The sequence below is a fragment of the Mesorhizobium sp. M0626 genome (assembly GCF_040320665.1).
In the GTDB taxonomy this organism is placed as follows: Bacteria; Pseudomonadota; Alphaproteobacteria; order Rhizobiales; family Rhizobiaceae; genus Mesorhizobium.
In genome coordinates this window covers 110,719-130,820 of the sequence record NZ_JAMYQD010000001.1, presented here as the reverse complement: position 1 = coordinate 130,820, position 20,102 = coordinate 110,719, and the positions used below count along the sequence as shown (strand labels likewise).

The 20,102-nt window shown below is 64.0% G+C and carries 23 protein-coding genes; 15 read left to right on the top strand and 8 right to left on the bottom strand.

Annotated features, from left to right (window positions below; genetic code table 11):
- Positions 1 to 63 precede the first annotated feature (63 nt).
- Positions 64 to 723, bottom strand: a complete 660-nt coding sequence (locus NKI37_RS00685; protein WP_352787756.1) for a GntR family transcriptional regulator — start codon at positions 721 to 723, stop codon at positions 64 to 66.
- A gap of 23 nt (positions 724 to 746) precedes the next feature.
- Positions 747 to 1,631: a dihydrodipicolinate synthase family protein gene (locus tag NKI37_RS00680; protein WP_023826980.1), complete on the bottom strand. Its 885-nt coding sequence runs from the start codon at positions 1,629 to 1,631 to the stop codon at positions 747 to 749.
- A gap of 239 nt (positions 1,632 to 1,870) precedes the next feature.
- Here NKI37_RS00680 and NKI37_RS00675 point away from each other — a divergent pair, with 239 nt between their 5' ends.
- Positions 1,871 to 3,013 carry a hypothetical protein gene (locus NKI37_RS00675; RefSeq protein ID WP_023706211.1) on the top strand — a complete coding sequence of 381 codons (1,143 nt, stop codon included), beginning with the start codon at positions 1,871 to 1,873 and terminating at the stop codon, positions 3,011 to 3,013.
- Between the two features lie 235 nt (positions 3,014 to 3,248).
- Here the strand turns inward: NKI37_RS00675 and dprA are convergent, their stop codons facing one another.
- Genes dprA through NKI37_RS00655 form a run of 4 tightly spaced genes read right to left on the bottom strand, consistent with a single transcriptional unit; the run spans position 3,249 to position 7,283 of the window.
- Positions 3,249 to 4,376, bottom strand: a complete 1,128-nt coding sequence (dprA, locus tag NKI37_RS00670; RefSeq protein WP_023670989.1) for a DNA-processing protein DprA — start codon at positions 4,374 to 4,376, stop codon at positions 3,249 to 3,251.
- A complete protein-coding gene (gene plsY / locus NKI37_RS00665; protein ID WP_023696534.1) occupies positions 4,373 to 4,978 on the bottom strand; it encodes a glycerol-3-phosphate 1-O-acyltransferase PlsY in 606 nt (201 codons plus the stop codon). The genes dprA and plsY overlap by 4 nt, the downstream gene beginning before the upstream one ends.
- Positions 4,979 to 5,034: 56 nt before the next feature.
- Complete coding sequence (locus NKI37_RS00660) at positions 5,035 to 6,321, bottom strand: dihydroorotase (protein ID WP_023706213.1); 1,287 nt, start codon at positions 6,319 to 6,321, stop codon at positions 5,035 to 5,037.
- A complete protein-coding gene (locus tag NKI37_RS00655; RefSeq protein WP_023706214.1) occupies positions 6,318 to 7,283 on the bottom strand; it encodes an aspartate carbamoyltransferase catalytic subunit in 966 nt (321 codons plus the stop codon). Before NKI37_RS00655 ends, NKI37_RS00660 begins: the two co-directional genes overlap by 4 nt.
- Before the next feature lie 197 nt (positions 7,284 to 7,480).
- Between NKI37_RS00655 and NKI37_RS00650 the strand changes: the two genes are divergently transcribed.
- The 3 genes from NKI37_RS00650 to NKI37_RS00640 all read left to right on the top strand — a co-directional run bounded on the left by NKI37_RS00650 (position 7,481) and on the right by NKI37_RS00640 (position 10,162).
- On the top strand, positions 7,481 to 9,109 hold the full coding sequence (locus NKI37_RS00650; protein ID WP_023688598.1) for a DNA alkylation response protein: 1,629 nt from the start codon (positions 7,481 to 7,483) through the stop codon (positions 9,107 to 9,109).
- Positions 9,110 to 9,233: 124 nt separating this feature from the next.
- Positions 9,234 to 9,821, top strand: coding sequence for a hypothetical protein (locus tag NKI37_RS00645; RefSeq protein ID WP_023670994.1), 588 nt, complete (start codon positions 9,234 to 9,236; stop codon positions 9,819 to 9,821).
- Positions 9,821 to 10,162 carry a DUF6105 family protein gene (locus NKI37_RS00640; protein ID WP_023670995.1) on the top strand — a complete coding sequence of 114 codons (342 nt, stop codon included), beginning with the start codon at positions 9,821 to 9,823 and terminating at the stop codon, positions 10,160 to 10,162. Before NKI37_RS00645 ends, NKI37_RS00640 begins: the two co-directional genes overlap by 1 nt.
- On the opposite strand, the gene ruvX is transcribed toward NKI37_RS00640, so the two are convergent.
- Positions 10,080 to 10,586 carry a Holliday junction resolvase RuvX gene (gene ruvX / locus NKI37_RS00635; protein WP_023688595.1) on the bottom strand — a complete coding sequence of 169 codons (507 nt, stop codon included), beginning with the start codon at positions 10,584 to 10,586 and terminating at the stop codon, positions 10,080 to 10,082. The genes NKI37_RS00640 and ruvX overlap by 83 nt on opposite strands.
- A 165-nt stretch (positions 10,587 to 10,751) precedes the next feature.
- Between ruvX and NKI37_RS00630 the strand changes: the two genes are divergently transcribed.
- The 7 genes from NKI37_RS00630 (at position 10,752) to NKI37_RS00600 (ending at position 15,683) form a co-directional block, all read left to right on the top strand.
- On the top strand, positions 10,752 to 11,459 hold the full coding sequence (locus NKI37_RS00630; RefSeq protein WP_023670997.1) for a metal-dependent hydrolase: 708 nt from the start codon (positions 10,752 to 10,754) through the stop codon (positions 11,457 to 11,459).
- A gap of 44 nt (positions 11,460 to 11,503) precedes the next feature.
- Entirely contained in the window at positions 11,504 to 11,920 is a 417-nt protein-coding gene (locus tag NKI37_RS00625) for a hypothetical protein (RefSeq protein WP_023670998.1), read from the top strand.
- Positions 11,921 to 12,030: 110 nt separating this feature from the next.
- Positions 12,031 to 12,318, top strand: a complete 288-nt coding sequence (gene gatC, locus NKI37_RS00620; RefSeq protein WP_023670999.1) for an Asp-tRNA(Asn)/Glu-tRNA(Gln) amidotransferase subunit GatC — start codon at positions 12,031 to 12,033, stop codon at positions 12,316 to 12,318.
- Positions 12,319 to 12,325: 7 nt separating this feature from the next.
- Positions 12,326 to 12,781, top strand: coding sequence for a GNAT family N-acetyltransferase (locus NKI37_RS00615; RefSeq protein WP_023834119.1), 456 nt, complete (start codon positions 12,326 to 12,328; stop codon positions 12,779 to 12,781).
- Positions 12,781 to 14,346 carry an amidase gene (locus tag NKI37_RS00610; RefSeq protein ID WP_352787760.1) on the top strand — a complete coding sequence of 522 codons (1,566 nt, stop codon included), beginning with the start codon at positions 12,781 to 12,783 and terminating at the stop codon, positions 14,344 to 14,346. The genes NKI37_RS00615 and NKI37_RS00610 overlap by 1 nt, the downstream gene beginning before the upstream one ends.
- A 1-nt stretch (position 14,347) precedes the next feature.
- The gene (locus NKI37_RS00605) at positions 14,348 to 14,878 is read left to right on the top strand and encodes a hypothetical protein (protein WP_352787762.1); all 531 of its coding nucleotides are present in this window, start codon (positions 14,348 to 14,350) and stop codon (positions 14,876 to 14,878) included.
- A 7-nt stretch (positions 14,879 to 14,885) separates the two neighbouring features.
- Entirely contained in the window at positions 14,886 to 15,683 is a 798-nt protein-coding gene (locus tag NKI37_RS00600; RefSeq protein ID WP_352787764.1) for a YdcF family protein, read from the top strand.
- Here the strand turns inward: NKI37_RS00600 and NKI37_RS00595 are convergent.
- On the bottom strand, positions 15,632 to 16,375 hold the full coding sequence (locus NKI37_RS00595) for a DUF599 domain-containing protein (protein ID WP_352787767.1): 744 nt from the start codon (positions 16,373 to 16,375) through the stop codon (positions 15,632 to 15,634). The genes NKI37_RS00600 and NKI37_RS00595 overlap by 52 nt on opposite strands.
- Positions 16,376 to 16,647: 272 nt before the next feature.
- On the opposite strand from NKI37_RS00595, the gene NKI37_RS00590 reads away from it, so the two are divergent.
- From NKI37_RS00590 to NKI37_RS00575, 4 genes are all read left to right on the top strand, one after another.
- Positions 16,648 to 18,051: an L-serine ammonia-lyase gene (locus NKI37_RS00590; RefSeq protein ID WP_023688590.1), complete on the top strand. Its 1,404-nt coding sequence runs from the start codon at positions 16,648 to 16,650 to the stop codon at positions 18,049 to 18,051.
- 78 nt (positions 18,052 to 18,129) lie between these two features.
- Positions 18,130 to 18,567: a DUF1489 family protein gene (locus NKI37_RS00585; RefSeq protein WP_023671006.1), complete on the top strand. Its 438-nt coding sequence runs from the start codon at positions 18,130 to 18,132 to the stop codon at positions 18,565 to 18,567.
- A gap of 103 nt (positions 18,568 to 18,670) precedes the next feature.
- The gene (locus NKI37_RS00580; RefSeq protein ID WP_352787770.1) at positions 18,671 to 19,396 is read left to right on the top strand and encodes a vWA domain-containing protein; all 726 of its coding nucleotides are present in this window, start codon (positions 18,671 to 18,673) and stop codon (positions 19,394 to 19,396) included.
- Positions 19,396 to 20,094, top strand: coding sequence for a DnaJ domain-containing protein (locus NKI37_RS00575; protein WP_352787772.1), 699 nt, complete (start codon positions 19,396 to 19,398; stop codon positions 20,092 to 20,094). The genes NKI37_RS00580 and NKI37_RS00575 overlap by 1 nt, the downstream gene beginning before the upstream one ends.
- Positions 20,095 to 20,102 lie beyond the last annotated feature (8 nt).

Here is a 20,102-nt window from a genome sequence, read left to right as displayed (position 1 = left end):
CTTCCTCCCGGTTGTTGTCGTTGTCGATTGCGCCGCAGCGACCGCGGCGCGGCTCATGCTTCCTCAGATTTGCAGCGCCAGCCGGCGCGCCTTGTCGATATGCTGGCTAATGGCCTCGACCGCCTCCCCAGGGTCGCGGCTCTGCATCGCTTCGATCACCGCCAGGTGCTCGCGCATCACCGGCACGACGCGCCCGTCGATACGGAACCGCTCCTGGTGGATCAGGCGGATTTTCACCGAATTGACCAGATAGGCCTTGGCGATGATCTCGTTGCCCAGCGCATCGATGAACGTGTCGTGCATGGCCCAGTCGATGGTCTGCGCCTTGGCCTCCATCTCCGGCGTCGGGGTTTGCGCCAGCGCCTGGGCAAGCATGTCCTCATGCTCGCGCCGCAAGCGGGCAAGCTCGGCATCGGAGGCGCTTACCGTAAACAGCGCCACCGCTTCACGCTCCATGAACAGGCGGAACTGAAAGGCCTCGCGGATCAGGCTGATGTCTATATGGGCGATCTGCATGCCGCGCTGCGGGATGGTCGTCAGCAGTCCTTCCGCCTCGAGACGCGGCACGATCTCGCGAATGGCGCCGAGCGGCAGTCCGGTGAAGGCAACCAGCTCACGCTGCGACACGAACTGGCCCGGCTTGAAGTCGCGCGCCAGCAAATGCCGCGTGAAGCTGGCATAGGCCTTCTCCCTGAGGGTGGTCGGTTCGTTGCCGTCTTCCATTTCGGCGCGCTTCCCTTTGCCGGTCAGGCCGGTTCCCTGGCAAACAAGCTGTCATAGGCTGCGGCAAGCTGCTGCTGCCCTTGCAAAGCGATCGGCTCCAGCGGCGGACGGACCGCCAGCCAGCGCTCGTCGCCGGTCTTGCGCGCCACCATCACCTTTACCGCGGGGGTGACCTGATATTTGAGCAATTCGAGCACAAAACTTTCGACGCGAGGATCGTCGCACCCGTCCCCGGCCATGGCGCGGATTTCGCCCGGGACGAAATTGGCCATGCCCGAGATTGCGCCTTGAGCACCCAGTCGCACCGCACGCGCCAGATGCCTTTCATCGCCGATCAGGATCACCAGATCGCCATGGGCGGCAAGCAGCGCCTCGCTGTAGCTCCAATTTCCACCGGAATCCTTGACCCCGGCGACCACGTCGGGAAAAGCAGTGCGCAACCGGCCGATCAGGCCAAGCGAAAGCTGCACCATGGTAACCGAAGGGATGTTGTAGAGCAGCACATCACGGGCGAGGGGGCCGAGCGCGGCAAAGACGGCGGAGAACCAGCCGAAAAGGCCGTCCTCGCCGACATTCTTGAAGTAGCTCGGCGGGGCCAGCAGAATGTTTCGGGCGCCTCGCTGCAAGGCATGCTGTGCCTGTTCGGCGGCGTCTTCGGCGGCGTCGACCAGCACGCCGGCAACGAGTTGATGCGGCAAGATTCCAGCAGCCAGCATGGCTTCGGTCACCGACCGCCGCTCCGTCGTGCCCACCGACGCGCCTTCCCCTGTCGTGCCGAAAAGCGTCACGCTGCCGCAACCCTGCGCCAGGCAACTTTTGGCCTGAGCGATCATGGGAGCGGTGGCGATCTGCCCGCGGGCATCGAAAGGCGTGGCGAGAGCGGCCGAAAGGCCAAAGCGTGATGTCACCGGAAGGTCTCCGAAGCAGGTGTGTATGCCGTGCTAGCACACTAACATGTTAGTCGTAAATTGGGGTGGTGCGCTTTTTTAACAGCGGAGGGCCTTCACGGGTTCGAAGCCCATGGCGGATCGAGACCATTGGCGAAACAGCAGGATGGCCCAGTGTTAGGGCGCGGAGCGGCAGCTCCAACCTTGTCCCCATCCCAGTCGATGGCTAAACTCAGCCTTTCCCAGGGGAGGGTTCTGACATGACACTTCAGCTTTCGGCGGATGCTGTCGCTCCTAAGGCGGCGGCGCCTCAAAAGTACCTCTTCGGCCCGGTCGCCGATTTCCTCATGCTGGGCGGCAGCGCCTTTCTCATCCTGCCGGTGCTGTTTCTCGTTCCGCTCGAATATGAGGGGCCGGTGGCCGCAACGATGGTCGTCGTCGCCTATCTCGTGAACTATCCCCACTTCGCCCACTCCTACCAGCTTTTCTATCGCAATTTCGGGCGCAAGGTGACGGGCGACGGCTACGACAGGAGCCTGCAACTCCGCTACATCTTCGCGGGCATTGTCGTGCCCCTGGTCATGGCCGGGTTCTTTGCCTATGGCGCGGTGGCGGCGAACACGCGGCTGCTCGGCTTTGCCACCAACGCCATGTTCTTTTTCGTCGGCTGGCACTACGTCAAGCAGGGCTACGGCATGCTGATGGTGGACGCGGTGCTGAAGCGCAAATTCTTCGACGATCGCGACAAGAAGGTGCTGCTGGTAAACTCCTATGCCGTGTGGATCCTTTCGTGGCTGCAGACGAATACGGCGGTCACCCAGGGCAAATATTACGGCCTCGACTATTACACCTTCGCGGTCCCTTCCTGGATCACCGACATCGCCTTGCTGGCAGCCATTGCTTCGACGGCGGCTACGCTTTTGATGCTGGTCAATCGCTGGCGAAAGAACGGTGGCAAGCTGCCCTATAACGGCATCGTGGCCTACGTCGCGTCGCTCTATCTCTGGATCCTGATTGTGAGAATAAATCCGCTCTGGCTGCTGATCGTGCCGGCGCTCCACTCGCTGCAGTACCTCGCCGTGGTCTGGCGCTATCAGACCAATGTTGAGCGTGACAGCTCCGATGCCGAACGCGATCCGCAGCCGAAAATCCTGTCCTTTCTCGGCCCCCTCTACAGGTTTCGGCTCCTCGGCTTCATCGTCGGCGGCACGGCCCTTGGCTATCTCGGCTTCTGGCTGATCCCATCCGCGCTGACGGCTTTGATTCCCTATGACAGGCAAGTGCTGGGGTCATCGCTGTTCTTCTTCATCGTGCTCATCTTCATCAATGTGCACCATTATTTTCTGGACAATGTGATGTGGCGCCGTGGCAATCCGGAGGTATCGAAGTATCTGTTCCGCTGACTGAGGCGCAGACTGTCGAGCCCGGTTTTCGTCAGCTGTCGAGTATGCCATCGCGAGCGTGATCGTCAGTGCAACGGAGAGCCCTGGAATGGCGGAGTGCTTTTCCGAGAGCCGCCTGGAAAATACCCTGCGGTGGCATCTGTACCGGCGTTGGCGACTATACCGAGGTTGGCGCCGCCGGCGTGACCCTCGACGCGTGAGTTGCGGCCGACGTGCGGCGGGATCGGCTGGAACGTCACGAAACCAGTGAGACATTGCCGCCGGCATGGCGCTCGATGCGGCCGGCAAGGTCGAGTTCCAGCAGCACCATGGAGACTTGCGCGGCGTTGAGGCCGGTGTGGCGGATGATCTCGTCCACGCCCACCGGCGTTGGGCCCAGCGCCTCGAGCACGCCGCTGCGTTCGTCCTCACCGGGCGGGGGTGTTGCCGAAAAATCGGGTGCCTTTTCTGGCGGCGCAATGCTTCGCGTTCGCGTGCCCGCCAAGGGTGCGATCGCACCGGAAACATCGGCCGCCTCGGTGACCAGGGTGGCGCCATCCTTGAGCAGCCCGTTGGAGCCGGCGCAGCGCGGATCGAGCGGCGAACCCGGTACGGCAAAGACCAGCCGGCCCATCTCGCCGGCCAGGCGCGCGCTGATCAGCGAGCCGGAGCGTTGCGCAGCTTCGATCACCACCAGTCCGAGGGCGGCGCCCGCGACAAGCCGGTTGCGGCGCGGAAAATCCTGCGCCCGCGGCTGCCAGCCGAACGGCATTTCCGAAATAACGGCGCCGCCACGCTCGGCAATGTCGTCGCACAAGCCGATATTTTCGGGCGGGTAGGGGACATCGAGCCCACCGGCCAGCACACCCACTGTACCAGTCGAGAGACTGCCCTGGTGTGCTGCCGTGTCGATGCCGCGCGCCAGGCCGGAAACGATGACGTAGCCGTCGCGGCCAAGATCCGCCGCCAGCATGCGCGCCATCTTGATGCCGGCGAGCGACGCGTTGCGGGCGCCGACGATGGCCACCGCCGGCAGGCGAAAGACGGCTGCCTCGCCCTTCACGGCAATCAGCGGCGGCGGATTGTCCATGTTTTTCAGCATCGGCGGGTAGTCGGCCTCGCCGATGCCGACGAAGCGGGCGCCGTTTTCACTGGCTGCGTCGAGTTCCGCTTCGGCTTCCTCCACGGAAGGAATGCGCATGATCCTTTTGGCTCCGCCCGAAATCATCAGCTCGGGCAGCATCTCCAACGCCGCCTCCGCCGAACCAAAGCGGTTGATCAATTCGCGAAACGAGGCCGGGCCGACATTTTGTGTGCGGATCAGCCGCAGCCAGCTCAGCCGCTGCCGGTCGCTGAGGCGCGGCCCGGCGGCGGGCTTGCTCAACCCTTGGCTCCGATCTTGCCTTCGGTGCCGGCAAGAAGGCGCGAAATGTTGGCGCGATGTTTGAAGATGACGATCAGGCTCATCACCAGGAACAGCCCGGCGGTCTCAGGTGTGCTCCAGAAATAAAGCGCGATCGGCACGATGACCGCCGCCGTCAGCGCTGCCAGCGAGGAATAGCGAAACAGAAAAGCCATCGCCAGCCAGACGACGATAAAGATCAGCGCCACATGCCAGCCGAGCGCGATCAGCACGCCGAGATAGGTCGCCACGCCCTTGCCGCCCTTGAAACCGAGCCAGACCGGAAACAGATGGCCAAGGAAGGCGCCAAGGCCCGCCCAGAGTCCAAGGCCGGCCCACAGTCCGTAGTCGTGTCCAAAATGGCGCGCGATCATCACCGCCGCCGTACCCTTCAACGCGTCGAGCACCAGCGTCGCGGCGGCGAGGCCCTTGTTGCCGGTGCGCAGAACGTTGGTGGCGCCGATATTGCCGGAGCCGATTTTGCGCACATCGCCGAGGCCGGCCGCGCGGGTGATCAAGAGGCCGAAGGGAATCGAGCCGAGGAGATAGCCGAACAGCAATGCCAGGATAACGTTATAACTCATTGTTTGCCCCCGCATTTCCCCAGCAACATATCGGTCTGCGACGTGGCGCGATCGCTCTAGCTCGAAAACACTGTGCGGCCCGCCACCAGCGTTTGCAAGACCATGCCTTGCAGCCGCGCACCTTCGAAGCAGGTGTTTTTCGAGCGCGAGCGGATGCCGCTTTCACTCACGATCCAGGGTTCTTCAAGGTCGATCAGCGCAAGATCGGCCGGCGCTCCCGGCTTCAGCGTGCCGCCCGGCAGGCCGAACAGCCTTGCTGGTGCGGTGGACAGTGTTTCGACCAGCCGAAGTAGCGGCACGTCCCCATTGTGGTAGAGCCGAAGCGCTGCTCCAAGCAGCGTCTCCAACCCGATCGCGCCGGCAGCTGCATCGGCGAAGGGAAGGCGCTTGGTGTCGACATCCTGCGGGTCGTGCGAGGAGACGATGATGTCGATCGTGCCGTCCTTGACCGCCTCGATCATGGCCAGCCGGTCTTCCTCCGCGCGCAAAGGCGGCGTCAGCCGGAAGAAGGTGCGGTATTCCCCGACATCGTTCTCGTTCAGCGACAGATTGTGGATCGCCACGCCCGCCGTGACATTGGCCTTGTCGGCTTTCGCGCGCGTCATCGCTTGCGCTGCCATCGCCGTCGAGATCTTGGCCGCGTGGTAGGCGCCGCGCGTCAGCCGTGCCAGCGCCAGGTCGCGCTCCAGCGGGATGGACTCGGCCTCGCGCGGAATGCCGGCAAGGCCGAGCCAGCTGGCATACAGGCCTTCATTCATCACGCCCGCCGAAGCGAGGTCGCCATCCTGTGTCTCATGTGCGATGACGCCGCCGAAATCGCGGGCATAGGTCAGCGCCCGGCGCATCACCAGTGCGCTGGATATTGTGTGCCGCCCATCGGTGAAGGCGACCGCACCGGCCTCGCGCAACAGGCCGAATTCGGTCATCTCGCGACCGGCGAGGCCTTTGGTGATCGCCGCCGCCGGAAAGATGTTGACGCTGGCCGTGTCCCGGGCGGTGCGCAGCACGAATTCGACCAGCGCGACATTGTCGATCACCGGGTCGGTGTCGGGCATCATAACGACGGAGGTGACGCCGCCGGCCGCCGCCGCAACGCTGGCCGAAGCGATGGTCTCGCGATGTTCGCCGCCCGGTTCGCCGATGAAGACGCGCGCGTCGATCAGGCCGGGAATGATCGCCTTGCCGGCGCAGTCGACCACGGTGGCTCCCGCCGGCAGGCCCTGGTTCAGGGCAGCCTTGCCGGCGGCAACGATCTTTTTCCCTTCGACGATGACGGTGCCGACCTCGTCGATGCCGCGTGACGGGTCGACGATGCGGGCGCGCTCAAAGACCGTCGTGCTCATGCGCCGCGGCCCTCTGCATTGCGGCGGGGATCGAGCAGCGCTTCCATGACCGCCATGCGCACGGCCACCCCCATCTCGACCTGTTCCTGGATGACGCTTTGCGGACCGTCGGCGATTTCGGACGCAATCTCGACGCCGCGGTTCATCGGACCGGGATGCATCACCAGCGCGCCGTCCTTGGCGGCCTTCAGCTTTTCGGCATCGAGGCCGAAATAGCGGAAATATTCGCGTACCGAAGGCACGAAGGCGCCTTCCATCCGCTCACGCTGCAGGCGCAGCATCATCACCACGTCGGCGCCCTTGAGGCCCTCGGCCATCGAGCGCGAGACGATGACGCCCATTTTCTCGATGCCGGTGGGCAGCAGCGTCGACGGCGCCACGACCCGCACCTGCGCGCCAAGCGCGTTCAAGAGCATGATGTTGGAACGCGCGACGCGCGAATGCAGGATGTCGCCGCAGATCGCTACGATCAGTTTCGACAGCGGCCCCTTGGCGCGGCGGATGGTCAGCGCGTCGAGCAGCGCCTGCGTCGGGTGTTCATGCGCGCCGTCGCCGGCATTGACCACCGAGCAGCCGACCTTCTGCGCCAAAAGAGCAGCGGCGCCCGCAGACTGGTGGCGGATGATCAGGATGTCGGGGCGCATGGCGTTCAGAGTCATGGCCGTGTCGATCAGCGTCTCGCCCTTCTTCACCGAAGAGCTCGCCACCGACATGTTCATGACGTCGGCGCCGAGCCGTTTCCCGGCCAGTTCGAACGACGACTGCGTGCGCGTCGAGGCTTCGTAGAAGAGGTTGATCTGGGTGCGGCCGCGCAGCGTCGAGGTCTTCTTTTCGGACTGCCGCGAAATGGCGACGGCGCGATCTGCCCGGTCGAGCAGAAGCTCGATGTCACCGGGGGAAAGATCGCGGATGCCCAGAAGATGGCGGTGAGGATAAAGCGGCAGGGACGAAGCGTCGGTCATCTCAAGGCGCTGCTATAGGGGGGAGAATTCCTTGCCGCAAGCGTCAGCTTGGCATTGCGGCCTTTCTCCCCGGTATTTTCGTCGCGCGCGCCGCCTGCCTTGGGCTATATCTAGCCGATTGCTTCGGATTCGAAGCCTCGTGATGATAAGTGCCTTTCTAGCGTTAGAAGGCCCTTCTACTTTCAGAAGGATTGGGCGTGACCGACGACGTGACCAACCAGCCGCCGCCGCTGACGGGCGGCAACGCCTGGCGGGGCGATCCGTTGCTGATCCAGCTTGCCGAGCGTTTTTCCGATCCGGTGCGCAAGGACCTCGACGGGCTTGGCCGGTTCGTCCTGACGCAGGAGGCGCAGGAGCTGGCGCGCCTCGCTAATGTCGAGACGCCGAAGCTCCGCACGCATGACCGTCAGGGCCGGCGCATCGACCTCGTCGAATTCCATCCGGCCTATCATGCGCTGATGCGCCGCTCGGTTGCCGGCGGCCTGCATTCCTCGATCTGGGAAAACGGCGATAGCGAGATCGGCCGTCGCCATCAGGTGCGCGCCGCGCGTTTCTACCTGACCGCCGAACTCGAGACCGGGCATCTCTGCCCCATCACCATGACCAGCGCTTCGCTGGCCGCCCTGATGGCCAGCCCAAAGCTGTTTCGCGAATGGGCGCCGCGCGTGACGACGCGCAAATACGACCAGAGTCAGAAGCCGCCGGTCGACAAGACCGGGCTGACGCTCGGCATGGGCATGACCGAAAAGCAGGGCGGCACCGACGTGCGCGCCAACACCACACGGGCCGAACGCGCCGGCAGCGGCTTTTATCGCCTCACCGGCCACAAATGGTTCATGTCGGCGCCGATGTCGGACGCTTTTCTCGTGCTTGGACAGGCGCCTGAAGGGCTTTCCTGCTTTCTCGTCCCGCGCATCCTCGGCGACGGTTCCGGCAACGGCTTCCGCTTTCAGCGGCTGAAGGACAAGCTCGGCAACCGCTCCAACGCCTCATCGGAGGTAGAGTTCGTCAACGCCATCGGCGAGATGGTCGGCGAGCCCGGCGCCGGCATAAAGACGATCATGGACATGGTCACGCTGACCCGGCTCGACTGCGCCGTCGCCTCGTCGGCAATCATGCGGGCGGGGCTGGCTGAGGCCGTGCATCACGCCCGTCATCGCCAGGTGGCCGGCTCGACGCTGATCGAACAGCCGCTGATGCAGCGCGTGCTGGCGGACATGGCGCTCGATGTCGCCGCCGCCACGGCACTCTCGTTCCGACTGGCGCGCTCCTTCGACGAGGCTGCCGGCGACCGCGGCGAGGCTGCTTTTGCCCGCGCCATGACCCCGGTGGTCAAATACTGGGTCTGCAAGATCGCGCCGCCACTGCTCTATGAGGCGATGGAGTGCCTCGGCGGCAATGGCTATGTCGAGGAAGCGCCGCTCGCCCGCTACTACCGCGAAGCCCCGGTCAATGCGATCTGGGAGGGCTCAGGCAATGTCATGGCGCTCGACGTGCTGCGCGTGCTCGGCCGCGCGCCCGGCCTGTTCGAGGAGGTGCTGGCCGGCATCGACCGCGATCTCGGCGCCGGCGGACGCGGAACCATTGGCGTGCTCAAGGCGGCCATGCAGGTCGCCGGCACCGATGAGGGGTCGGCCCGCCTGCTGACCGAACAGCTGGCGCTGTCGGCGGCAGCTGCGGAATTGCGCCGGCTGGGGGCAGGGCGGATTGCGGACGCCTTCGTCGAGACGCGGCTCGCCGGCCAGTGGCGCAACACCTATGGCATGCTCGATTCGCGCCACGATGCGCGCATGATCGTCGACACGCTCTATCCGCCGGTGAATTGAGGGCCTTCCGCCAGGCCTCGAACGAATTTGCCTGCCTGTGGACAGCCGTTAACCTTAACGAATGGTTTCCGTTGCAGCCGCAGGCCGCAGACCCCACTGTCTTTGTCACCAAAGCAGGAATGCCATGCGGCACATTTTGACGTCCTTTCTGGCCTTGCACTGGGCGCTGGTTTTCGCCCTGCTGGCGTTCATCTGTGTCGATGGAAACCGCGGCGTTGCGGGCGCTCTGGGCGTGCTCGGCGTCGTCGTGGAAAACACTCGTCTGGCCGATCTCGACAATGCTGCCGTCGTGGCGCCGCTGGCCATCGCCTTGCTGGTCGTGGCGGTGCTGTTTTGCTGGGTCTTCGTCGAGAGCCTGGTTAACGCCGCAGCGAGCCCGGACGGAGCCGACAGTGTGGCGCGGACCGCCTTCATTTCGGCATCCGCGGTGTTGTCGCTCATCCTGATCGGCGGCGCAGCGCGAGGCATCAACGGCCTGTTTTTGGTTGTCGCCGTGCAATTGGCGGCACTTCTGGCCTCCTATGTCGCCATGCTGGCCGAGCGGAGGTCGGTCTTCGCTGTCATGGTTTCTCGGGAGGCAGAGAGCCGCGCCACCGCCCATGCCATGGCCAAGGGTGCCGCGCACGGCTCCTTGCTGTCGCGCATTTCCGGCCGTCCGGACATTGGTCCCAGCGGTCGCAGAGGCGGCTCCAGCCGCAGGGACGGTCACTGATGCGCACGCTGTTCGCATTGTGGGCCGCGCCACTCGCTCTGTTCTGGGGCTGGTTCTTCCTGTCGCTCAACGACATCAATTTCGGCTACGTCATGCTCAGCCGGCAGCTGCATGATTTCGTGTTTCAGCTCTACGGGCAGATGCTGGGCATCGATCCGGCGATCATTCCGGGCATGGTGGCAAGGGCCTGCATCTTCGACGGCTTCCTGCTGATGGCATTGTGGGCGTTTCGCCGCCGCCGCAACATCATGGCCTGGGTCAGGCGGCAGGCGGGGAATCCGGTTCCGTCCGATCGCGTGGGTCAAGCGACTGGAGCCGGTCCAGAACTCCCTGCAGAATAAAGGCCGCAGCCGCCGAATCGATCTTGCCGGCGCGCTTTCGGCGCGAGAAATCCATCTCGATCAGCGTCCGCTCCGCCGCCACCGTCGACAGCCGCTCGTCCCACAGCACGAAGGGCAGGTCGGTTATACCTGCCATGTTGCGCACGAAGGCGCGCGACTTCTGGGCGCGGGGACCTTCCGAACCGTCCATGTTGATGGGGAGACCGAGTACAAACGCGCCGACATTGTCCTTCTGCAGCTGGGCGAGCAGCGCTGCCGCATCCAGCGAAAACTTTTTGCGCAGGATGACCGCGCGCGGATGGGCGAAGGACAGGCCGCGGTCGGAAACGGCGACACCGATCGTCTTGTCGCCGAGGTCGAGCCCGGCCAGCGTCCTGCCGCCCTCCAGCCGTGCCGGCAGATCCTCGATTGCTATGATGCCCAACGGCTTTCCCCAACCAGTTTTACCGTGACCCAGTCTAACCGTGACCCAGACTTGCCGTCACAAAGAGCGCGACACGTTCTTTTGAACCGCGAGCACACTATGTCACTTTAATTTTGCTGCCGGCGTTCTATCTTCCGGCGCAACCAAAATCGAGGAACACGATCGATGAAATTGACCTGGTACGGACATTCCGCCTTCCGCGTCGAGACATCAGGCGCGAACATCCTGATCGACCCCTATCTCGTCGGCAACCCATCATGGACGAGCGGCTGGGAGGGGCCGGCGGAAGGCGTCACCCATGTGCTTCTGACCCACGGCCACAGTGATCATGTCAGCGGCGCGGTGGAGGTGCTGAAGAAGAGCGGCGCCCAGCTGGTCGCCAATTACGAGATCTGCATGTACCTGGTCGGCAAGGGCGTCGACGGCAAGAAGATCAATCCCGGCAATCATGGCGGCACCGTCGATTGCGGTGCCTTCACCACCACATTCGTGCAGGCACTGCATTCCTCGTCGTTTGGGCTCGATGGCGGCCAGAACGTCTACCTCGGCAATCCCAACGGGCTGGTCCTGCATTTCCCGGAGGACAAGACGCTCTACCATATGGGCGACACCGACATCTTCTCCGATATGGCGCTGATCGAGGAATTGCATGAGCCGAAGATCGGCCTCGTGCCGGTCGGCGACCGCTTCACCATGGGCGGCGCGGTGGCGGCCCTGGCCTGCCGGCGCTTCTTCCACTTCGACACCGTCGTGCCATGCCACTTCGGCACCTTCCCGATCATCGACGCGACGGCGGAGAAGTTCGTGGCCGGCCTCGAAGGATCAGGTGTCGACGTAGCCTTGCCAGCCATCGGCCAAACGATCACACTATAGAGCGATCGTTGAAACGATCCCTTGTCGCAAAGGGGAATTAAACCATGGGTTTGAGAGAGACTCTTTGCGTTTCGATGCTGGTCGCTGCGTCGCCCGCATCCGCCGCCGAGGACTTCATCAAGGGCGTTTACCTCCAGACCCAGGAGCTTTGCGCGCAAGCCAAAAAGGACACGCTGCAGACGCTGATTGACACCGGCAATGTCATCTTGTCGGCGGACGGCCTGCAAAGCGTCGAGTATAATTGCGAGTTCGTCCAGGTCACCAAGGCGACGCGCTCGCCGAGCTGGGCGGTCACTGCCATCTGCCAGGAGCCGGGCTTTCTCTTTCCCGATATACTGTCGATCACGCAGATGAACGCGACCCAAATCGACATCGTCTCGGTGCGCCCGACCGCCGACGAAGGCGAGCAGGCCGGCAATGGCGGCAGCTATTATCTGTGCGAGGGTGTATCGCTGCCCTAGGCTGAAATGCCGCCCTGGCATGAACGGGCTCTATCCCCAAGCACGATCGATGTTGCGCGGCACGCGCCACGCCGCTATAGCGCCATCTGGTTTTCCCAAAGGCTAAAGACATGTCCGTTGATCTGCAAACTGTGAAGCGCGTCGCGCGTCTCGCCCGCATTGCGGTGAGCGAGGAGGATGCCGAGCGCATGACCGGCGAGCTGAACGCCATTCTGGGCTTTGTCGAGCAGCTGAACGAGGTCGATGTCTCCGGCGTCGAACCGATGACATCGGTGACCCCGATGGAGATGAAGAAGCGCCAAGACATCGTCACCGACGGCAACAAGGCTGCCGATATCGTCGCCAACGCGCCGGCCACTGACGAGAATTTCTTCCTCGTGCCGAAGGTCGTGGAGTAGCTGGCCGATGGCAATCGAGATCGCCGTCGAAACGCCGCTGCAGGACGATGTCCGCGCTTTGGTCGAGGAGCTCAACGCGACGCTGCTCGAACTGACGCCGCCGGAGCATTGCTACCATCTGACGGTCGAGCAGATGGCTGGCGACGACACCACCGTGTTCATCGCCCGCGACGACGGGCAAGCCATCGGTTGCGGCGCGCTGAAGCGCCATGACGCCCGCGTCGGTGAGGTCAAGCGCATGTACACGCGGCCCTCGCATCGCCGCAGGAAGATCGGCGCCAAGATCGTCGAGCATGTCGAAACGCTGGCGCGCAGCGAAGGGCTGAAGCGCCTGGTGCTTGAAACCGGCGACCGCCATCCCGCCGCCTGGACCGTCTACGAACGCGCCGGCTTCTCGCGCTGCGGGCCGGTGCTGGATTATCCCGATTCCGAGTGGTCGGTGTTTTACGAAAAGAGCCTTTGATGAGCGGATTGACCCATCTGACAATTTCGCAGGCGCGCGCCAAGCTGCGCGCCAAGGAGATTTCTGCCGTCGAAATCACCGAGGCCTATCTCGGTGCCATCGAGCGCGCCAATCCGGTGCTCAATGCCTACATCGTCGTCACCGGCGACAAGGCGCGCGATATGGCCAAAGCTTCCGACGCCAGGCTCGCCAAGGGCGAGGGCGGTGCGCTGGAGGGCATCCCGCTCGGCATCAAGGATCTGTTCGGGACCGAAGGTGTCCACACCCAGGCCTGCAGCCATGTGCTCGACGGCTTCAAGCCGCGCTACGAATCGACCGTCACCGCCAATTTGTGGGCAGACGGCGCCGTCATGCTGGGCAAGCTTAACATGGACGAGTTCGCCATGGGCTCGTCCAACGAGACCTCCTATTACGGCCCTGTCGTCAATCCGTGGCGGCGTTCGCGCCTCGACACGGTGGTGATGCCGACCACGCATCAGGGCGATGGCGGTTTCGTTTCGGCCGGCGGCACGAAGACCGCGCGCACGCTGGACAATGCCCAACTGGTGCCGGGGGGCTCGTCGGGGGGCTCGGCTTCCGCCGTCTCGGCTTTCCTGTGCGCCGGCGCCACCGCCACCGACACCGGCGGCTCGATCCGCCAGCCAGCCGCCTTCACCGGCACCGTCGGCATCAAGCCGACCTATGGCCGCTGCTCGCGCTGGGGCATCGTCGCCTTCGCTTCGTCGCTCGATCAGGCCGGCCCGATCGCCCGGGACGTGCGCGATGCCGCGATCATGCTGAAGTCCATGGCCTCGGTCGACCCCAAGGACACCACTTCCGTCGACCGGCCGGTGCCGGATTACGAGGCGGCGATCGGCAAACCGATCAGGGGCATGAAGGTCGGCATTCCCCGGGAATACCGCGTCGACGGCATGCCGGAAGAGATCGAGGCGCTGTGGCAGAAGGGCATTGCCTGGCTCAGGGATGCCGGCGCCGAGATCGTCGACATCTCGCTGCCGCACACCAAATACGCTTTGCCGGCTTATTATATCGTTGCGCCCGCCGAAGCGTCATCCAATCTGGCGCGCTATGACGGCGTCCGCTACGGCCTGCGCGTGCCGGGCCAGGACATTGTCGACATGTACGAAAAGACCCGAGCCGCCGGGTTCGGTCGGGAGGTCAAGCGTCGCATCATGATCGGCACCTATGTGCTGTCGGCAGGCTATTACGATGCCTACTATCTGCAGGCGCAGAAGGTGCGCAATTTGATCAAGCGCGACTTCGAGACGGTTTTTGCCGACGGCGTCGACGTCATCCTGACGCCGGCGACGCCGTCGGCCGCCTTCGGCATCGCTGACGAGGACATGGCCGCCGATCCGGTGAAAATGTACCTCAACGACATTTTCACGGTGACCGTGAACATGGCCGGACTGCCGGGCATTGCCGTGCCTGCCGGCCTCGATGCCAAGGGCCTGCCGCTCGGCCTGCAGCTGATTGGCCGTCCCTTCGACGAGGAAACCCTGTTCCAGACAGCCGCCGTCATCGAGCAGGCGGCGGGAACCTTCCAGCCGGAGAAGTGGTGGTAGCATGCCGCCTCCGTCTCGCATTTCCATCGTCGAGACGGGAAACGAACTGCTGATCACGAACCCGCCACGCACCTCGGATTTCAGGACAGTCTTTGTCCTGATCGGGGCCGCGATCGTCGCCTACACCGGCTACATGGGATTGACGGATATGTCGTCCGCAACGCTCACCAGCGGCACGCTCGGCCTGCTGCCCTTCGTGGCGGTCATTGCCCTCTTCACCTATTTCCTGGGCAAGGATTTCATCTGGCGGGTGTTCGGCAGGGAAACCCTGCGGCTGACCGACACCGCAGCCGTGCGCTCGGTGAGGGGTTCCTTGCGAAATCGGTGGTCACTGCCTTTGAAAGGGCATCTTAGGGTCGAAATCCTCGACCATACCTATCCCACGGACGAAGTGGGACTGTCGGAAGTCATCAGCTTGACCAACGCGAACGGCGTCCTTGTTTTCGGCAGGGAGTTAAGCCGCCTCGAAGCGGAAGCGGTAGCGAGTGCGGTCGAGCACTTCACCGGCCGTCACAATTTGAGCTGGAGATAGGCAGGCAATGTTCTTCTATCTCTCCAAGGTATTCTGGTTCTTCGTCCAACCACTCAACCTGGCGATCTTCCTGCTGCTTGCCGGCTTGCTCGCGGCGCTGATCGGCCGCCGGCGATTGGCGGCGACGGGCAGTGTGTTCGCCTTCCTGATTCTGGCGCTGTCGGCCTGGACGTCGCTTGGCGCCATGATGCTCAATCCGCTCGAAGAGCGCTTCCCAAAGCCGCCGCTGCCGCGGAAGGTCGACGGCATTGTCGTGCTCGGCGGCGGCTTCGAGGGCGCCATCAACTTGGCGCGCGGCGGCTATGAGCTGAATTCCGGCGGCGACCGCATGGTCGAGGCGGCGATCCTTGCCCGGCGCTTTCCCGAGGCGAAAGTGGTTATCTCGGGCGGCACCGGTGAACTGTTCATCGATGGCGAGGGGGATGCGGCCACCACGCCGCGGCTGCTCGGTGCGCTTGGCTTCGACGCCGATCGCCTGATGCTCGAGAGCAAATCCCGCAACACCTATGAGAATGCCGTCTTCACCAAGGAACTGGTAACGCCGAAATCGGGCGAAACCTGGCTGCTGGTGACCTCCGCCTTCCACATGCCGCGCGCCAAGGCGCTGTTCGACAAGGCCGGCTTTCACACGGTCCCGTGGCCGGTCGACTATCGCACCTCGGGCAAGGAAGGCTTTGGCCTGTTTCGCGACAACGCACCCGATTCGCTGCAGACCACGACCATGGCGATCCGCGAGTGGATCGGGCTCGCCGCCTATTGGCTGTCGGGCCGGATCGACCAGCTTTTCCCCGGCCCGGGCGGCTGACCGATCACGGCTTGCCTTGCGGCGGAAAAGAACTGACGCCGCACCAGCACTGCCAGTAGCAGCAGCGTCGACAGCACGAACACGATCGGGTCGATGAACCAGCCGAGATAGCCGATCGAGAAGAACACCGCGCGCAGGCCTGAATTGAAATGCTTGCCGGCCAGCATGTTCATGCGCGCCGCGCGCCACACCGCCGTTTCGCTGACCGGGTTGCGTGACGCCTCGCCATAGGGGATCGGCACCGCGCCGATCAGGATCGTGCAGTAGTTGAAGAGACGGTAGGCCCAGCCGAACTTGAAGAAGGCGAAGGCCAGGATCAGGACCAGACCAAAGACCTTGATCTGAAAGGCGGAGCGCGATGAGGTCGCGTTCAACGGCAGGTCGTTCAGCACGGCAAGGACCTGATCCGAGGCGCCAAGCAGCGCGAAACAGCCACCGAGCGCAATCAGCGAACTGGAGGCGAAAAAGGCGGTGCCTTGCTGCAGGCCGCTCATGATGGCGGTGTCGACGATGCGGATTTCGCGCTCGGCCATGGTGCGCATCCAGGCCTCGCGCTGCACGTTCATGGCCATCGTCAACGACACCCGGCTGACCAGTCTGCCGTCGGACGCCAGCGTATGCAGCAACCATGCGAGCAGGAAGAAAGCCAGCGCCGCCAGATCAGCCGTCGACAGATGGAAGGAATCGCCCATGCCCCCTTTTACCACAGGCAAAGCGGTCAGTTCGATGCTCCAATGCATGCCGCCCAGAGGTGAGCTGCGGTTCTGGGACAACGACATGCATTGAAACAAGAACTTAAAGCGCGTCGCATGAATCCGTTTCAGCGCGACGCGCTTTCAGCCGGTGATGTCGCTGCCGGAGCAAACAAGGTCGGCAGGTGCAGCGCCGCAATCCGCAAAACAGCACAAACATCATGGAAAGTCCTATATGTAGGTCTTGATCCCATTCCCGGAGACGGCGCAGCGTGTTTCTTTCGGTTTTCGACCTGTTCAAGATCGGCATCGGACCGTCGAGTTCGCACACGATGGGACCGATGACAGCGGCGCGGCGGTTTCTCGACGAGATCGCCGGAGACGACTGGCCGCGCCCGGCCGGCGCGAAAGTTGATCGTCTGGGCGCCAGCCTGCACGGTTCGCTCGCCTATACCGGTATCGGCCATGGCTCGGATCGCGCCGTTGTCCTCGGCCTTGCTGGCCTGACACCGCAGACGGTCGATCCCGATCAGGCCGAAGGCATCGCCACGCGCATCGCCGCCGAGAAGCGGATATCGCCACACGGCCATCCCTCCTATCGCTTCGACCCGGCGACGGATCTGGTGCTCGACCGCAAGACGCCGCTCACCGGCCACGCCAACGGCATGGCCTTCTACGCTTACGATGCCGGCGACCGGCTGCTGCTCAAGCGCATCTATTATTCCATCGGCGGCGGCTTCGTGGTGTCCGAGGAAGAGCTGCAGCGGATGAAGGTCAAGGGCTCGGTGACCACAGAAGGCAAGAAGGTGCCCTATCCCTTCAAGAACGCCGTCGAGATGCTGAAGATGGCAGGCAAAAGCGGCCTGTCTATCGCCGACATGAAGCGCGTCAATGAAGAGACGCATATGTCGCGCGAGGAGCTCGACAGCGGCCTTGATGCGATCTGGGGCGCCATGAAGGGCTGCATCGACCGCGGCCTGTCGCAGGACGGCATCATGCCGGGCGGGCTGAAAGTGCGCCGTCGTGCCCGCATGCTGCACGACAAGCTGCAGGAGCAATGGCAGCAGAACAAGCCCAACCCTTTGCTGGCCAATGACTGGCTGTCGATCTACGCCATGGCGGTGAACGAAGAGAACGCCGCCGGTGGACGCGTCGTCACCGCGCCGACCAATGGCGCGGCCGGCACCTTGCCGGCGGTGCTGCGTTACTGGCTGCATTTCCACCCCGAGGCCGACCAGCCGAGCATCCGCGACTTCCTGCTCACGGCGGCCGCCGTCGGCGGCATCATCAAGACCAATGCCTCGATCTCCGGCGCCGAGGTCGGCTGCCAGGGCGAGGTCGGTTCGGCCTCGGCGATGGCTGCCGCGGGTCTCTGCGCCGTCATGGGCGGCACGCCCGAGCAGGTCGAGAACGCCGCCGAAATCGCGCTCGAACATCATCTCGGCATGACTTGCGATCCGGTCGGCGGTCTGGTCCAGGTGCCTTGCATCGAGCGCAACGCGCTCGGCGCCGTCAAGGCGGTCACCGCCGCCTCTCTGGCGATCAAAGGCGACGGCGTCCATTTCGTGCCGCTCGACGCCGCGATCGAAACAATGCGCCAGACGGGCCTCGACATGAACGAGAAGTACAAGGAAACCAGCCTTGGTGGGCTCGCCGTCAATGTCGTGGAATGCTGACCGTGCAACGCCACTGGCACTGTGGAGAAGTCGGGCAGGGCCGTTGACGCAATCGCGCGCCGGACTAAACCTTAAGCGATGGCACTCAATCTCCTAAAACTGTGCGTCGGTTGCGACAGCGTCGAGGACCTCGAAGAATGGATCGCCTTCCGCCTCGATGAGCGCCGCCGCGCCGGCGAACCCGCCGAGCACTGGCACACCACCCGCATGGTGCCGACGCGCGGCGCCGAGGTCACCGATGGCGGTTCGCTTTATTGGGTGATCAAGGGCAGCGTGCAATGCCGCCAGCTGATCACTGATATCAGGCCCTTCACGGACGACGAAGGCATCGGCCGTTGCCGCCTGATGCTCGACCTCGACGTCGTGCGCACCGACTGGCAGCCGCGCCGCGCCTTCCAGGGCTGGCGTTATCTCAAACCTTCGGATGCGCCCGCAGATATCGGCAAGGGCAAGGCCGGAATGGTCGAGATGCCGCCGAAACTAAAGCGCGAGCTCGCCGATCTGGGCTTGCTGTAGAGCCAAGGGCGCGGCCGCTTCTCCCAGAGCGTCGAGCGCTGGCCCTTCATCTTGTCCAAGGCTGGACTTGCAAGGGGGCCGACAACGCCACATCTTGCTTCTTATGAGCGACAAGAAGCAGCGCGTGCCCGCAAGGGCCGATCCTGCGCCGGTCAAGCCTCAATCCAATGCCGGCGAGATCGACGCCTTTATCCGTCAGGCCCGGACGCTTGTCGCGACCGGCACGGGCCGGCTGATCCTTGCCCTCGACGCAACGATGAGCCGCCAGCCGACCTGGGATCTCGCCATCAAGCTGCAGGGCGAAATGTTCGACGCCGTCGGCAAGGCCGGCACCCTCAGCGTCCAACTGGCCTATTTTCGCGGGTTGGGCGAGTGCCGCTCGTCGGCTTTTGTCGTCGACACCAATGCCCTGAAGCAGCTGATGACGCGGATCGACTGCCGTGGCGGCCACACCCAGATCGGCAAGGTGCTGGCGCATGCGCTGAAGGAAACGGCGGCGGCCAAGGTCAACGCTCTGGTCTATATCGGCGACGCCATGGAAGAGGATATCGACGAGCTGGCGCAGAAGGCCGGCAGCCTCGGTCTGCACGGCGTTCCCGTCTTCGTCTTCCAGGAAGGCCATGATCCCGGCGCAGAAAAGGCGTTCAAGGAGATTGCGCGGCTGTCCAAAGGGGCTTGGTTCCGATTTGATCGGCGGGCTGCCGCGACCTTGGCCGGGCTGCTTTCGGCGGTCGCCGTCTATGCGACGGGTGGATTGAAGGCGCTCGAGGCAAGGGACAGGCCGGGAGACCGGCTGCTGATCGAGCATCTCAGGGGCGGCGGGAATTGATGGGCGCTATCATTGCACTTGTTGCACTGTTTCTGGTGCTGCTCGGCGCGGCGACGATCTTTGTCCGCGCCGATGCGCAAAAACTGGCAAGCGGCATGCGCACGCTCGGGCCGGTGCTTCTGGCGCTGGTCGGGCTCGCCGTTCTGGTGGTCGGGCGCGAAGGCTTTGCAGGCCTCATCCTGGCCGCGGCCCTTGCCTGGTACGGTTCGATGCGAATGAAGCGGCCGTCGGTCGGGCCGGCGCCCGGCAAGCGCTCGACGGTGCGGACCGCCGCATTGGAAATGGAGCTTGATCACGATACGGGCGGGCTTGAAGGCCTGGTTCTGGCCGGCCGCCATGAAGGCAAGATGCTGGGTGCGATGGGCCTGGCCGAGCTGCAGCAGCTTTACCGCGAACTCCCCGGCGACCCGGAGAGCCGCCAGCTCCTAGAGACGTATCTTGACGGCCGTTTTCCCGTCTGGCGCAAAGACGCTGAGGCGAACGGTGGCGAAGGGCTGGGTGTTGCGCCAGGTGCGGGCGCCATGACTAAGGAGGAGGCCTACAAGATCCTTGGTCTTGAAGCGGGGGCCGCCGCGGCGGATGTCCGCAAGGCGCACCGCCGCCTGATGCAGCGCCTGCACCCCGACATCGGCGGCACGTCTTTCCTGGCGGCGCGGATCAACGAAGCCAAGGACGTCTTGCTCTCCAATCACAACTAGTCTCCTTC

Coding starts and splice junctions, on each gene's coding strand:
- NKI37_RS00685 (WP_352787756.1), bottom strand. CDS start 723: ATGGAAGACGGCAACGAACCGACCACCCTCAGGGAGAAGGCCTATGCC.
- NKI37_RS00675 (WP_023706211.1), top strand. CDS start 1,871: ATGACACTTCAGCTTTCGGCGGATGCTGTCGCTCCTAAGGCGGCGGCG.
- plsY (WP_023696534.1), bottom strand. CDS start 4,978: ATGAGTTATAACGTTATCCTGGCATTGCTGTTCGGCTATCTCCTCGGC.
- NKI37_RS00660 (WP_023706213.1), bottom strand. CDS start 6,321: ATGAGCACGACGGTCTTTGAGCGCGCCCGCATCGTCGACCCGTCACGC.
- NKI37_RS00655 (WP_023706214.1), bottom strand. CDS start 7,283: ATGACCGACGCTTCGTCCCTGCCGCTTTATCCTCACCGCCATCTTCTG.
- NKI37_RS00645 (WP_023670994.1), top strand. CDS start 9,234: ATGCGGCACATTTTGACGTCCTTTCTGGCCTTGCACTGGGCGCTGGTT.
- NKI37_RS00640 (WP_023670995.1), top strand. CDS start 9,821: ATGCGCACGCTGTTCGCATTGTGGGCCGCGCCACTCGCTCTGTTCTGG.
- NKI37_RS00630 (WP_023670997.1), top strand. CDS start 10,752: ATGAAATTGACCTGGTACGGACATTCCGCCTTCCGCGTCGAGACATCA.
- NKI37_RS00625 (WP_023670998.1), top strand. CDS start 11,504: ATGGGTTTGAGAGAGACTCTTTGCGTTTCGATGCTGGTCGCTGCGTCG.
- gatC (WP_023670999.1), top strand. CDS start 12,031: ATGTCCGTTGATCTGCAAACTGTGAAGCGCGTCGCGCGTCTCGCCCGC.
- NKI37_RS00615 (WP_023834119.1), top strand. CDS start 12,326: ATGGCAATCGAGATCGCCGTCGAAACGCCGCTGCAGGACGATGTCCGC.
- NKI37_RS00610 (WP_352787760.1), top strand. CDS start 12,781: ATGAGCGGATTGACCCATCTGACAATTTCGCAGGCGCGCGCCAAGCTG.
- NKI37_RS00605 (WP_352787762.1), top strand. CDS start 14,348: ATGCCGCCTCCGTCTCGCATTTCCATCGTCGAGACGGGAAACGAACTG.
- NKI37_RS00600 (WP_352787764.1), top strand. CDS start 14,886: ATGTTCTTCTATCTCTCCAAGGTATTCTGGTTCTTCGTCCAACCACTC.
- NKI37_RS00595 (WP_352787767.1), bottom strand. CDS start 16,375: ATGGGCGATTCCTTCCATCTGTCGACGGCTGATCTGGCGGCGCTGGCT.
- NKI37_RS00585 (WP_023671006.1), top strand. CDS start 18,130: ATGGCACTCAATCTCCTAAAACTGTGCGTCGGTTGCGACAGCGTCGAG.
- NKI37_RS00580 (WP_352787770.1), top strand. CDS start 18,671: ATGAGCGACAAGAAGCAGCGCGTGCCCGCAAGGGCCGATCCTGCGCCG.
- NKI37_RS00575 (WP_352787772.1), top strand. CDS start 19,396: ATGGGCGCTATCATTGCACTTGTTGCACTGTTTCTGGTGCTGCTCGGC.